The sequence below is a fragment of the Sodalis sp. RH22 genome (assembly GCF_047324165.1).
Lineage (GTDB): Bacteria > Pseudomonadota > Gammaproteobacteria > Enterobacterales > Enterobacteriaceae > Acerihabitans.
Genome location: NZ_CP178731.1, coordinates 2572503 through 2586068 on the forward strand (window position 1 = coordinate 2572503; position 13566 = coordinate 2586068).

A 13566-nucleotide genomic window follows, 5' to 3' on the forward strand; every position below is an offset into this window, starting at 1 on the left:
AATTATTCCGGATATAGTTATTTACCCGTTACTTCATTCAGCCGTAAGCGTATTTTTTCACCGGGCTGATGCAAGGTTAAGGAGATGATAAGCGAAATAACCAGCAGCACCAGGATCAGTTGGAAGGTGACGATAAATCCCCCGAACAGCGAGGCCACGATTGAGCCGATAATACTGCCGATGCCGAAGCCCAGGTAAATCAAGCCATAGTTTTTGGTCAGATTGTTCAGGCCGAAGAAATCACTGACCAGCGACGGGTATACCGTAATGGTGCCGCCGAAGCTGAAGGCCACGCAGGCAATCGCCATAAAAAACAAGACCGGGCTGAGATGCACAAACAATAACAGCGCCATGCCGAGCAGTGAAATTCCCTGCGCCAGCGAGACGACCCGCATACGCGACATCCGGTCCGACAGCACGCCGAGCACCAGGCGTCCGCCCAGGTTGGCCGCTGCGATAATCGTCACGGCATTGGCCGCAACCGCCGGGGTTAAATGCACCAGATTCTCGCCAATATCTTTCGCCACGCCGATCACATACAGCCCGCTCATGCAGGCGGTTAAAAACATCAGGGCCAATAACCAGTATTGCGGGATGCGTACGCACTGCGCCAGGGAAAAATCGCGTGTTGCCCGGGTCTTGTTCACGCTTTGTTGCGGCGCATCCTTCATTAATAAGGCACCGGCGATGACCAGCAACATGGCAATCAGTCCCCAAAGCATAAAGGTGGTTTCCAGGCTGTATTGGGCCAGCAGGCGGCTGTTGATATATTTAAAGCCCAGGCTGCCCAAACCATAAGCGCCGATGGCGCAGGCGGAAATCACCCCTTTGCGCTCCGGAAACCATTTTACGCAATTGGACAACGTCATCAGATAACCGATGCCGTCGGCAAACCCCACCAGCAGACCGGCGGAAAGCCACAACATCGTCAGGTTGCCGGCATACGCGGTCAGGCAAAACCCCGCGCCCAGCAAAACACCAGCGCCCAGCGTAACGTTACGCACGCCAAAGCGGTCCTGAAACCTGCCGGCCACCGACGACGCCAGCGCCAGCGCCAGGCTGAGCAGTCCGAAAGCAAACGCCACCTGGCTGACAGGCTGATGCAGCTTATCGGCCAACGGACCGTTGAACAGGCTCCAGGTATAAACCGACCCCAGGGCGAACTGGGTCATAATGGTCCCGAACAATGTAAGCCACCGCAGGTGGGTCGCATATTGCGTATTCATATTCTGCCTCGCATTAACAATTCTTTTAGAATCGATGCCCGTAAAACGGGTTAACTGGCTTTACTATAAAGGCGCGGTTAACGAGACGGTCTAAATGCAGCATGAGATACCGTTAATAAGGAATGAAATGCACGCCTTGGGGTATGAACGGCATAATTACATGTTACGGCGGTGGCAAGCAGGGCAATATTGCTGTTTATCGGTTGCGAAAAATAGGCAATTATTAAACGCCATGGCCAATAACGATCCTTTAATTAACACATTTTACTCTATGGTAAATTTAACCCTGGAACGGCAACCAAAAAAAATAATAATATTATTCGCCGGCGCGCGCCGGCGGTATGGCGGGCGGCTATTCCTCCCCTGATTCGCTCTCCGGCGTTTGGTAATGATAATAGTTGACGCCAATACGGATAATATCGCGCCCCTGCGATTTGCGGTGCCGGTTACTGTCGCGCAGCGAATAAATGCACCCGCAGTACTCCTGCTGGTAAAACTGCTCGCGCTTGCTGATATCGATCATGCGCGCCGCCCCGCCCTGCTTGCGCCAGTTGTAATCCCAATAGCGCATGCCGGGGTAGTGGCTGGCGGCGCGCTGGCCGCAGTTATTGATCTGCTGCATATTCTTCCAGCGGGAAATGCCCAGCGAACTGGAGATGACGCTAAAACCCTGTTCATAGGCATACAGCGCGGTGCGTTCAAAACGCATATCAAAACACATGGTGCAGCGGATCCCGCGCTCCGGTTCCCGCTCCATACCCTTCGCCCGGGCGAACCAGTTGTCGGTATCATAATCGGCATCGATGAAGGGCACCTGGTGCTGGTCGGCAAAGCGGATATTTTCTTCCTTGCGGATCAGGTATTCACGCTGGGGATGGATATTGGGATTGTAAAAAAAGAGGGTGTAGTCGATACCGGAAGCGCTAAGCGCTTCCATCACTTCCCCCGAGCAGGGCGCGCAGCAGGAATGCAGCAGCAGTTTGTCGGCGCCCTGCGGCAGTTTCAGTAGCGGTCGGATGAAGTCGGCCATGGGCGCTTTCTCTAAGGTCAGATAAAGAGTCTGGCTGGCCAATATAGCACATATCCCGGGCGGGTTGGCGGCGCGGGGTTTAACAAGGAGTATCAAATAGTTATTAACCGCCGGTCTGTCGACCACAAAAAAACCGCGGCCGGCCCGGCACACTTTCCCGGCATCCCCCCGCCCGGTGTGTGGACTGGTAACACATTTCTAAAAACCTTTACGCATGGCGCCTTTATGATTCGCCAATATGAGACTAGATTTAAAGAAAGCGCAGCCCGTTGCGCATGTGAACAAGGTTATAGGGTCATTACCATGCAATCAGAAGAGCAACGTATTATCGAGGGTCTTTTTCAGCGTCTGAAACAGGCGGAGCAGAAAGCCGGCCCCCGCGACGCCGAAGCGGATCGGCAAATCCAGGAATTTATCCGCCAGCAGCCCGCAGCCCCTTATTATATGGCGCAGTCGATATTGATCCAGGAAGCCGCGCTTAAGCGCCTGCACCAGCAGGTACAGCAGCTGGAATCTGAGCTTACCGCCTTGAAAAACGCGCCGCAGCCAAGCCAGGGAGGATTTCTCAGCAACCTGTTTGGCGGCGGGGCGGCCCGGAACGCCCGTGCGCAGCAGCCCGCCCCCGCCTGGAATAACCAGCAGCAGCCACCGGCTCCCGGCTATGGCGGCCAGGCCGCGCCGCCGCCCGGATACAACGGTTATGCTCAGGGATATAACCAGCCGCAGGCGGCGCCGCGCGGAGGGGGCTTTCTGGCCGGCGCGCTGCAAACCGCCGCCGGGGTCGCCGGCGGTGTGGTGCTGGGCAACATGCTTACCGGCATGTTCCATAACAGCCAGCCGCAGGAGATAGTCAATGTTATCGATCAGCCCCTGGATGCCGCCACCGATCCCCTGACCAACCAGGATTTCTCCAGCGACAATCTCGATACCTTCAATGATGTCTCTGGCAACCCTTTCCCTGGCGCCAGCGGCACTGATGATACGTTCGCCAATAATGATTATGGCAACGATACCAATGCCGATAACGGTTTCGGCGCGGACAACGGCTTCGGTACAGATGACGGTTTTGGCACGGATGACAGCTTCGGCGTGGACGATGGCTTCAGCGACGACGATGATTTTGTCTGATCGCCGCCGACCGCGGGGAAGAGGCCGGCTGTAGCCTGGCCGATAAGCAGGGTGGCAGGGTCGCCGCGTTACGTTCCCTGCCCGGCATACCCGCGTTCAGGGTATGCGCATCGTTGTCAGCAGTCTGGGCCCACGCTTAGCGTGGGCTTCTTTATTGACAACGCGCAATCAAGACCGACATGGCATCGTACCGCGCTGGTAATCAACACTCACGCCGGTTATTTATGTTCATGCCACGGAAAATTATTCCGCCATATAAATTCTTGGAAAAAAAACCTCCAGCGCCTACACTAACTTTATCTATTTATATTTAACCCCTGAAAAATAATTCTAATTATTGAAACCATACTCTTTGGCTATTCTATTTCTTTCGTCCTGTCTCGTGTCAGTAATTTTACTTTATCGCAGGGATAGCAATCATAAGTGGATTTTATTTATTTAAATATATAATGCCGGATATTTACGCGCGCATTAGATGTTATTTGGTCGAGCGCACCGGCAGCCGGACGGGTCGTGAATTAAGCCAGAACACAGGGTCAAATATTTTCGCCTGGCGCACGAACCCTCTTTACCCTATCTCTGAAAGGACCGGTAATGATGCGCAAAACAACTGTAGCGATGCGATTTACCCGTGATGCTTTAGCTTTATTTATTACTATAACAAGACAATTTGAATTAAAAATAATAAATAAATTTAATATAATAATGATGGCCGCTATATGGTTTTTTTTTACCGCTCCGGGCAACACCTGGGCGGCGTGTACCCCCCCGCCGACGAATGGCAAAACCACCACCTGTACCAACTTGTCGGTACAAACCGACACCGTCGGCAACGGCCCGGGGATGAATGATGTGAATCTTCTGGTGCTGCCTGCCGCCAGGATTGAAACCGGTACAGTCACCGCCATCACGTTTGACACGGGCGCCACGATTGCCATTCAGGCACGCGCGACGGTGCAAAACGACACGGATGGCCTATCCGGCGCCGGTGCGTGGGGGCTGGGTCACAATACCATTGAGTTTAATAATAATAACAACTTAAACGTAGAAACCGGCGCCCAGGTCTTGGGCCTCGGGACGTCCCCCACAAATGACGCAATTACTGTCATGGGCAGCGGAAATAGCATTACAAACCGCGGTTTAATTCAAGGCGCGGGCAGGTCGGCAATCTGGTTTGCATCCGCCGATCCCGACATCGGCAGCAATGTTATTGACAACTACGGTACCCTCAGAGCCATGGACCCGGCAAATACGGTTATCGGCAGCTCCGGCACCGCGGTGTCCTTGACCAACCATACCGGCGGGGTAATTATCGGCAATATCGCCTTCGGTCCCGGTAATGACCGTTTAACCCTTGAAGGAGGATCGACGCTTACAGGTAATATCAGCGGCGGCGAAGGCGCCAATGCCCTGGTGCTCAATAGCGTGGCCGGATCGCCGCCCGCCGCGGATCTGCTGTCGGGCGATATCACCGATTTTCAAACCCTGACCAAAAATGGCGATGGGGAGTGGAGGTTAACGGGCAATATTAAAAACACCGGGTCTGCGGCGCCGTTAATAGTCAATGTTAATAACGGCATATTGACTCTCACCGGCGAAAACGCCTACACCGGCGATACCGTTATTCACGGCGCAACGTTAGTCGCCGGAGGCGCTAATGCCTTCAGCAGCCGGTCGGCCTATACCGTCGCCCCGGCCGGGACGATGAATTTACAGGGTTTTAACCAAACTATCGCCAGCATGAACAATGCGGGTACCATTAACCTTAACGGTGATGGCGGAACCGTACTTAACGTGACGGGTGATTATGCCGGCAATAACGGTCGTCTTAATTTTAATGCCCGGTTATCTGATGATGCGACAAAGACTGAAAGACTGATTATCGGCGGCAATACGTCCGGCACGACCCTGGTCAGCGTCAATAATGCCGGCGGCGGCGGCGGCGCCACCGTGGACGGTATTGAACTGATCTCGGTCAACGGCGTCTCAGACGGTGAATTCTTGCAATCAGGCCGTATTGTGGCGGGCGCCTATGATTATACCCTGACGCGCGGCGCCGGAACTGATGCCGCGAACTGGTATTTGCATAGCTCGGTCGAGGATCCGAATCCGGGGCCCGGCCCATCGCCAGAACCCGTCCCCACCCCAGAACCGGGACGGGTTGAACGTCCGGAGGCAGGGAGCTATACCGCCAATCTGGCCGCCGCCAATACCCTATTCGCCAACCGTTTGGATAATCGTCAGGGCATGGCTCACTATACCGACGCGCTGACGGGCGAGGACAAGTCCACCAGTCTGTGGCTAATCAATGAAGGCGGTCATAACCGTTCCCGTGATGACAACGGCCAGCTCAGGACCCAGAGCAATCGTTATGTACTGCAACTGGGCGGCGATATCGGCCAGTGGAGCAGCAGCAGCCTCGATAGTATTCGATTAGGTGTTATGGCCGGCTACGGCAATGCTAAAAGTAATACCGGGTCACGCGTATCCGGCTACAGTGCAAACAGTGCTGTCGACGGGTATAGCCTGGGTATCTACGCGACCTGGTACGCCAATGCGATGGACAAAACGGGTTTATATATCGACGGCTGGACACAATATGGCTGGTTTAACAATAGGGTGTCGGGCCAGGATTTAAACGAGGAAGAGTATAAGTCCAAAGGAGCCAGCGCCTCGCTTGAAAGCGGTTATGCCGTTAAGTTCGGCGAAAACGCCGCTAAAAACACCACCTATTATGTCCAGCCCCAGGTCCAAGCCATCTGGATGGGCGTCAAAGCCGATGACCATACCGAAGCCAACGGCACCAGGGTATCGGGAGAAGGTGACGGCAATATCCAGACCCGTTTGGGCGTTAAAGCCTATATGCACACTTACAGTGAGCGGGACAACGACAAGGATCGGGCCTTTCAGCCCTATGTCGAGGCTAACTGGATCCACAATTCGGATGATTTTGGCGTCAGCATGGATGGGATAACGGTCAGCCAAGACGGCGCGGCCAATATCGCAGAACTTAAGCTCGGGGTTGAAGGACAAATTAACCGCAATGTTAATCTTTGGGGCAATGTCGCACAACAGGTTGGCAATAAAGGCTACAGCGACACCACCGGCATAGTGGGCGTGAAATACCAGTTCTGACACTAAACCCGGCTCAAGATAAGCACGGTAAGCCCGCCAACCCCGATCTCAACGCAGTCGTGTCAAAGGGAGAGCGTGCCAATGGGGCCGAATCGGGCGTGCTTTTCCCGCCCGACCGAGGCCCCATGGCGCGGTAGGCCCGCTAACACAAATCCTGCAACGAGCGTGTCAAAGGGAGACCGTGCCAATGGGGCCGAATCGGGCGTGCTTTTCCCGCCCGACCGAGGCCCCATGGCACGATAAGCCCGCTAACACAAATCCTGCAACGAGCGTGTCAAAGGGAGACCGTGCCGATGGGGTCGAATCGGGCGTGCTTTTCCCGCCCGACCGAGGCCCCATGGCGCGGTAGGCCCGCTAACACAAATCCTGCAACGAGCGTGTCAAAGGGAGAGCGTGCCGATGGGGTCGAATCGGGCGTGCTTTTCCCGCCCGACCGAGACCCCATGGCACGGTATGCCCGCCAACCCCGATCTCAATGCAGGCGTGTCAAAGGGAGAGCGTGCCGATGGGGTTGAATCGGGCGTGCTTTTCCCGCCCGACCGAGGCCCCATGGCGCGGTAGGCCCGCTAACACAAATCCTGCAACGAGCGTGTCAAAGGGAGAGCGTGCCGATGGGGTTGAATCGGGCGTGGTGTTCACGCCCGACCGAGGCCCCATGGCGCGGTAGGCCCGCTAACACAAATCCTGCAACGAGCGTGTCAAAGGGAGAGCGTGCCGATGGGGTCGAATCGGGCGTGCTTTTCCCGCCCGACCGAGGCCCCATGGCGCGGTAGGCCCGCTAACACAAATCCTGCAACGAGCGTGTCAAAGGGAGAGCGTGCCGATGGGGCCGAATCGGGCGTGGTTTTCCCGCCCGACCGAGGCCCCATGGCACGATAAGCCCGCCATCACCGGGCATATATAGCGTTACTTACCGCGGGTTTTGATCACTGCCTCGGCCACCGCTTTCGGCGCTTCCGAATAGTGCTTAAACTCCATGGTATAAGTGGCGCGCCCCTGCGACATAGACCGCAGCGTGGTGGAATAACCGAACATTTCCGCCAACGGCACTTCGGCACGAATAAGCTTGCTGCCGAGAATATCTTCCATCCCCTGCACCATACCGCGCCGTGACGACAAATCACCCATCACGTTGCCCATGAAATCTTCCGGCGTTTCCACTTCCACCGCCATCATTGGCTCCAGCAGAATTGGCTGCGCCTGGCGCATCCCATCCTTAAACGCCATCGACGCCGCCATACGAAACGCATTTTCGTTGGAATCGACCTCATGATAGGAACCGAAAAACAGCGTAGCTTTCACATCCACCACCGGATAACCGCCCAAAACGCCGGAGGTCAAGGTATCCTGAATACCCTTATCGATAGAGGAAATATACTCGCGCGGCACCACCCCACCCTTGATGGCATCGACGAATTCATACCCTTTCCCCGCCGGCTGCGGTTCGATTTTCAACACCACATGCCCATACTGCCCACGGCCGCCGGTCTGCTTAACGTACTTGCCTTCCACTTCTTCCACGGTCTTTTTGATGGTTTCACGATAGGCCACCTGCGGTTTACCCACCGTCACCGCCACGCCGAACTCACGCCGCATACGCTCCATCAGGATTTCCAGATGCAGCTCGCCCATGCCGGAGATAATGGTCTGGCCGGACTCCTCGTCGGTCTTGACGCGAAACGACGGGTCTTCCTGCATCAAACGCCCCAGGGCAATACCCATTTTTTCCTGATCGACCTTGGTTTTAGGCTCGATGGCCTGTGAAATGACCGGATCGGGGAAAACCATACGTTCAAGGATAATCGGATGATCAGGATCGCACAGGGTATCGCCGGTGGTCACATCCTTCATGCCCACGGTGGCGGCGATATCGCCGGCATGCACTTCCTTAATGTCTTTACGTTCATTGGCATGCATTTGCAGCAGCCGGCCCAAACGCTCTTTCTTTCCCTTGACCGGATTGTAAACCGAGTCGCCGGTGGCAATCACGCCGGAATAAACCCGGAAAAAAATCAGCTGGCCGACAAAGGGGTCGGTCATGATCTTAAACGCCAGCGCGGAGAACGGTTCGGTATCGCTGGAATGACGTTCCGCCTCCTTATCGTCCTCGTCATGCCCGCTTATTGCCGGCACATCAATGGGCGACGGCAGATAATCAACCACCGCATCCAGCAGCGCCTGAACGCCTTTATTTTTGAACGCACTGCCGCACAGCATCGGCACAATTTCATTGGCGATGGTCCGTTTACGAATGGCGCCCTTGATTTCGTCTTCGGTAAGCGTTTCGCCATTGAGGTATTTATTCAGCAGTTCCTCGCTGGCTTCCGCCGCCGCTTCCATCATATGGTTGCGCCATTCCTGGGCCGGGGCCAGCAGATCTTCAGGAATATCCTGATAGGTAAACTTAACCCCCTGGGTAGTATCGTCCCAGACAATGATTTTCATTTTGACCAGATCGACCACGCCCTGGAAACCCTCTTCCGCGCCCACGGGAATCTGGATCGGCACCGCCACGCCTTTCAGGCGTTTGGCAATCTGGGTCTGGACCCGGAAGAAATCCGCTCCGGTGCGATCCATTTTGTTGACGAACGCGATGCGCGGCACTTTATATTTATTGGCCTGGCGCCACACGGTTTCCGATTGCGGCTGCACCCCGCCCACCGAGTCGTAGACCATCACGGCGCCGTCGAGCACCCGCATCGAACGTTCCACTTCGATGGTAAAATCCACATGCCCGGGAGTATCGATGATATTAATGTGATGTTCCGGATAATTACCGGCCATCCCTTTCCAGAAGGTTGTCGTGGCAGCTGAGGTAATGGTAATGCCGCGCTCCTGTTCCTGCTCCATCCAATCCATCGTCGCGGCGCCATCATGCACTTCACCGATTTTATGGCTGACGCCCGTGTAAAACAAAATACGCTCGGTGGTGGTGGTCTTGCCGGCATCTATATGCGCACTGATGCCGATGTTGCGATATCGCTCTATGGGAGTTTTACGGACCATACAATTACCTTAAATGCCCTACAGGACAAAACCTGCTGTTTAACCGTCCCCGCCGGCCTATGGCGACGGGGCATATGTAATAAAAAGTCTTATTAACGCAATCCCAGGCTTTCCGGCAATAGGGTTAAAAAATGCCGGCGCGCTTTGCCAGAATGCTCCTTTTGCGCCCTGTCTTCAATGTCAGCCACGGCTTTATTGCCATTACCGTCGCCGCCCGCTCTGCGCGCGGGCTGCCGGACGGCCGTTAATCAAAATGCTGCGTCTAGCGGCAGACGCCAAAACCGCGCATGCCGAAATGGAAATGATTGGCGTGGGCGGCGTTGTAATCGGGACCGAGCGAATTGCCGAAAAAAGCGCAGCTTTGCATAAACACGTCACGTAAATAATCACCGGCCGGATCCTGGCGCCGCCACTGTTGCGACACCGTAATGCGCCGTCCGTCGGCGAGGATAAAGCCTGACACATCCAGCGCCTGCGCGCCTGCATGTTCGCTAAGCCGCCCCTCGCTGCGGTGATAGATGTTACGACACGCATAGCTGCCAAGATGATCAATCCGAGCTAAAGGAGACGCAAGACCTGCCGCCGCCAGGGGCGCCGCCGCCTGGCCGACAAACATGGCGCTGCTCAGCGCCAGCGGACAGCTGGCGAGAAAACTGGAGCTAAGCCCGACCGGGCCGAACCCGCGCACCCTCACGGGCGACAATAGCGGGCAAGGTCCGGTGGTATCGGCGACCTTGCTGAAAGAAAGGCGTCCGGCGGCGCTTGCCCTTTCAAGCGCCGCCAGGCAGGCCGGAGGATCGGCAGCCAGCTGTTTAAGTTTGTAGCGGGTGATAAACGTCGGCGGATCGCTGACCGACAAAGGCAAAAAAGGGTCATAGCCGGGCGGCAGCAGGGGCCGGATACGGGGGGCTAATGCCGTTAACAACACCACCAGAACCAACAGGCAGGTCAGCAGTCGCACCTTTACTTCACCCCTATAGCGTTAAAACCGGCCCATCGCCGACGTTGTTAATCAGTATAGACGTAGAAGTAATTAAGTTATTGCCACATGATTCAATTAGTAATTTTGAAAGTGGTTGTACTGATGTTTATTTGTACTGGCTATGATTAAAATGAAGGCGATACCCAGCTTTACGCCATCGAACTCATCCATCAACTAAGCTGTTTGATTTGCTGTGAAGTCTTTGCCCGCCCCTCTGTGCGGGCTTTTTTTACGCCCGCCGTCGGCCAGGCCCGCTCTTCATGTCCGTCATTACCGCCTGTATTGAACAGTTGCTGAGCAATCACCCGCCGGGATGCGAAAATTGTCGCTATGCGTATTTACGGATCCGGTATTTAGGTCCATACTTGCGTCGGTTTCATGTAGCAATGAGCTAGACTTTACGCCTCGAACTTCGGTTCGGGGCATCCTACCCGCTTCATCCTCCTGTTTTTCCCAACCCTTTTCCCGGCTTACTCCTCGCCACAGCATACTTTATCCAATGGTAAATCAACGCGCTGCAGACCATCCCGGCATCATTGCGGTGGATATCCCGCTCCGGCAATAAAAGCGTCCTTTACAGGTTCCGGCATCCCGGAAAGCCTGGTGTCGCCCAACGATGACGGATGTACTTCGACCTCGGCCGGCCTGAAGGCGTACTCGCCCAGCCATTCAGCATAACCCTGCACGACAAAGCCGCCGTTGCGCCGTTGATAGGCGGCCCGATCGGCCAGATAGACCCGGCGCAGCGCATACCAGGGCACGGCGGGTAAATCATGATGGACTAAATGATAGTTCAGGTTAAGAAATAGCAACCGCCAGGGCCACGCCGCCTCGTTGATAACAGAGCGGGCCTGGGGATCGCGGGCGGCGCGATGCTCCATAAACGAGCGGATTTTGGTGATGGCCAGGGCCGGATAGCTTATGGCCAGCAGAAAATACCCTACCGGCAAACCCGATGACGCCACCCAGTGCAGCAGGGCCAGCAGCAGCAGGCCATGCATAAGCCACATCCCGACAGCGCGGCGATTGCCGCCGGCCACGGCCGCCACCATGCCGCGCAGCGCGCGGTAGATATCCAGCGCCGGCCCGATAAGCACACGTCCGGCCAAGGTGTTACGTACCCGGACCAGACGCCGCCGGAGCGCGGAAAATCCCTGCCAGCTCTCGCCGCTGAAATAATAGCCCTCGGGATCCTCCACCGGATCGGTCAAATGATCGTCGCGGTGATGGCGCAAATGTGAATCGCGGTACAGGCCATAGGGATACCATACCGCCAGCGGCAGCAGGCCAAACAGTTGGTTCAGCCACGGCAGGCGCGTAGGATGACCGTGAATCAGCTCATGTTGCAGCGACAGATACCAGGTAGTGAACCAGATAAGCAGCGGCGTGCCGACCCACGGCCCCAGCGCCGTCCAGTAATGCACCGTGCCGAACCACCCGGCATAAATAAGCGCGATCAGGCCCCAGGTCGGCAGTTCCCAGCGCCACAATCGGGTGGACGCCAGTTGCCTGATGCGATCGCGCTGGCCGTCATGCAAATAGTGCGCGGTTTTTCTTCCTGGCTCTGACATGGCGTCTACCCCGATGGTTTTTTTGTCAGTATTCATCACCCCGGCGGCGCAACCAACGAATTAAAACGGCAATAGAATGGCGAGAAATGAGATAAGGGGCCTCAGCAAGCACCACGACGAAAGATCAGGTTATAGGTGTACCGCCGGCGCTGGGGGCATTAAAAAAACACCATCCTGATTTTATAAAAAATATAATAATCATCTATAATTCATTACGTAGGATGATCGTCCGCGCAATATTCTTGTCATTACCGGCGTTTACGAAGTTATTTCCCTCTGTTAATATCCCATGCAGGACCTGACAACAGGCATGGCAAAAGACAATAACGGTTATTTTCAAACTACAATCATATTATTTTATTGATAGTGGTTCGCTTAAACGCCATCGGAGCATAATGGGTAACATTATTTCGCAAACGAGTATTGCCTGCACGTTTTCTTATGGCGCCAACCTGTGCGGCAGGGAAACACAGCCACGGCAGAATAACTATCGGAACGCGTTGGTCCTGGCAAGACCCGCTCCTGTTCCCCTTTTTACCCGCCACGTCACTATGGCCGGCGATGAATCGCGCGCTGATAGCGGCGCCGCACCAGTCGCCGCCGTTGATACACCGGGTGACCGCGGAACAAACGCGCCGCAAGGCGATGTCCGCGCCCTCCTTGCCGCCAAGGGAATGGGAACAGACAGTTTCGAGCAGGAATATTCGCAGCGCAGTCTAACCCTTTTTTTTGCCCTGGCGGGAAAGTCGGCGCACAAGGTTAAAAACAAATACCATAACCGAAGGGATAAAAATTATTTATATTTTATTAAAAGTTATGCTGAATTACATTACCTGGTGCAAGATTACATTAAGAACAACCCTGAAAAAACCATAATAACCGCGCCTATTTATTTTAGCATCATGAAAGAAATGGGTGTTATCTTAGCAACGGACATCTATGATCAACGTTCGCATTTTAACACCGGGAAAACCGGCCGCCTGCAGGATAAACTGGAGAGCATCTCCGAACGTCTGCGGGAATGTCTAGACAAAATGTTTGCCAACGTATTTAGTCCAGGCAACCATCTGCTAAAATATCTCGTCGTGCCTTTTATGAGTAAATATCTGGCCCTGGCCCATAGCCTGTCGGAAGAGACATTTATTACGGATCTCCCTGCTGAAACAGCGCTTGGGCAATACTTGTATGAAAGATTGCTACAGGCACGCAATGAGCACATGTCAACGCCAAGAGAAACTAATAATATCAGTGCCATAATACAAATGGGAGAAGACATTAACCTTATTAGCCGCTCAGTAAAATTATTTCTTGCCTGAAGTTTTATATCTCGCCGTATTGATAAGCAAAAACCTCATGGCTCATGAGGGTCGGCGGGCTTTCGACCCGGCATTATCGAACCATTCCTGCCATCCCCGGGCAACAGAAGGTTAAACATCAGGCAAGGTCTGCCGATAACCTTAGCGGGACTTAAGTATGTCATGGGAAATC

9 protein-coding genes are annotated in these 13566 nt (G+C 54.7%); 3 read left to right on the forward strand and 6 right to left on the reverse strand.

All coding sequences use genetic code 11. The annotated features are described in order from the left end of the window. Nucleotides 1–17: 17 nt before the first annotated feature. Nucleotides 18–1226, reverse strand: coding sequence for an OFA family MFS transporter (locus ACL2XN_RS11805; RefSeq protein WP_413730872.1), 1209 nt, complete (start codon nt 1224–1226; stop codon nt 18–20). A gap of 352 nt (nt 1227–1578) precedes the next feature. Further along, nucleotides 1579–2256: an epoxyqueuosine reductase QueH gene (locus ACL2XN_RS11810; RefSeq protein ID WP_413722237.1), complete on the reverse strand. Its 678-nt coding sequence runs from the start codon at nt 2254–2256 to the stop codon at nt 1579–1581. A gap of 303 nt (nt 2257–2559) precedes the next feature. Between ACL2XN_RS11810 and ACL2XN_RS11815 the strand changes: the two genes are divergently transcribed. Beyond that, on the forward strand, nt 2560–3384 hold the full coding sequence (locus ACL2XN_RS11815; protein ID WP_410016235.1) for a DUF2076 domain-containing protein: 825 nt from the start codon (nt 2560–2562) through the stop codon (nt 3382–3384). Nucleotides 3385–3920: 536 nt separating this feature from the next. On the opposite strand, the gene ACL2XN_RS11820 is transcribed toward ACL2XN_RS11815, so the two are convergent. Further along, a complete protein-coding gene (locus ACL2XN_RS11820) occupies nt 3921–4322 on the reverse strand; it encodes a hypothetical protein (RefSeq protein ID WP_413722236.1) in 402 nt (133 codons plus the stop codon). Between the two features lie 298 nt (nt 4323–4620). On the opposite strand from ACL2XN_RS11820, the gene ACL2XN_RS11825 reads away from it, so the two are divergent. Beyond that, a complete protein-coding gene (locus tag ACL2XN_RS11825; RefSeq protein WP_413730873.1) occupies nt 4621–6519 on the forward strand; it encodes an autotransporter outer membrane beta-barrel domain-containing protein in 1899 nt (632 codons plus the stop codon). Nucleotides 6520–7425: 906 nt separating this feature from the next. Here ACL2XN_RS11825 and fusA read toward each other — a convergent pair. The 3 genes from fusA to ACL2XN_RS11840 all read right to left on the reverse strand — a co-directional run bounded on the left by fusA (nt 7426) and on the right by ACL2XN_RS11840 (nt 12114). Continuing rightward, nucleotides 7426–9525 (reverse strand): elongation factor G, encoded by a 2100-nt coding sequence (gene fusA / locus ACL2XN_RS11830; protein ID WP_410016238.1) that lies wholly within the window; start codon nt 9523–9525, stop codon nt 7426–7428. A gap of 262 nt (nt 9526–9787) precedes the next feature. Then, a complete protein-coding gene (locus ACL2XN_RS11835; protein WP_413730874.1) occupies nt 9788–10486 on the reverse strand; it encodes an extensin family protein in 699 nt (232 codons plus the stop codon). 554 nt (nt 10487–11040) lie between these two features. Next, on the reverse strand, nt 11041–12114 hold the full coding sequence (locus tag ACL2XN_RS11840; RefSeq protein ID WP_413730875.1) for a fatty acid desaturase: 1074 nt from the start codon (nt 12112–12114) through the stop codon (nt 11041–11043). 359 nt (nt 12115–12473) lie between these two features. On the opposite strand from ACL2XN_RS11840, the gene ACL2XN_RS11845 reads away from it, so the two are divergent. Continuing rightward, nucleotides 12474–13394, forward strand: coding sequence for a hypothetical protein (locus ACL2XN_RS11845; RefSeq protein ID WP_413730876.1), 921 nt, complete (start codon nt 12474–12476; stop codon nt 13392–13394). The last annotated feature ends 172 nt before the right edge of the window (nt 13395–13566 follow it).

What these genes read in the sequence shown, in the direction of transcription:
- ACL2XN_RS11840 (WP_413730875.1), bottom strand. Translation starts at nt 12,114, where the DNA reads ATGAATACTGACAAAAAAACCATCGGGGTAGACGCCATGTCAGAGCCA.
- ACL2XN_RS11805 (WP_413730872.1), bottom strand. Translation starts at nt 1,226, where the DNA reads ATGAATACGCAATATGCGACCCACCTGCGGTGGCTTACATTGTTCGGG.
- ACL2XN_RS11845 (WP_413730876.1), top strand. Translation starts at nt 12,474, where the DNA reads ATGGGTAACATTATTTCGCAAACGAGTATTGCCTGCACGTTTTCTTAT.
- fusA (WP_410016238.1), bottom strand. Translation starts at nt 9,525, where the DNA reads ATGGTCCGTAAAACTCCCATAGAGCGATATCGCAACATCGGCATCAGT.
- ACL2XN_RS11820 (WP_413722236.1), bottom strand. Translation starts at nt 4,322, where the DNA reads ATGGCAATCGTGGCGCCCGTGTCAAACGTGATGGCGGTGACTGTACCG.
- ACL2XN_RS11810 (WP_413722237.1), bottom strand. Translation starts at nt 2,256, where the DNA reads ATGGCCGACTTCATCCGACCGCTACTGAAACTGCCGCAGGGCGCCGAC.
- ACL2XN_RS11825 (WP_413730873.1), top strand. Translation starts at nt 4,621, where the DNA reads ATGGACCCGGCAAATACGGTTATCGGCAGCTCCGGCACCGCGGTGTCC.
- ACL2XN_RS11815 (WP_410016235.1), top strand. Translation starts at nt 2,560, where the DNA reads ATGCAATCAGAAGAGCAACGTATTATCGAGGGTCTTTTTCAGCGTCTG.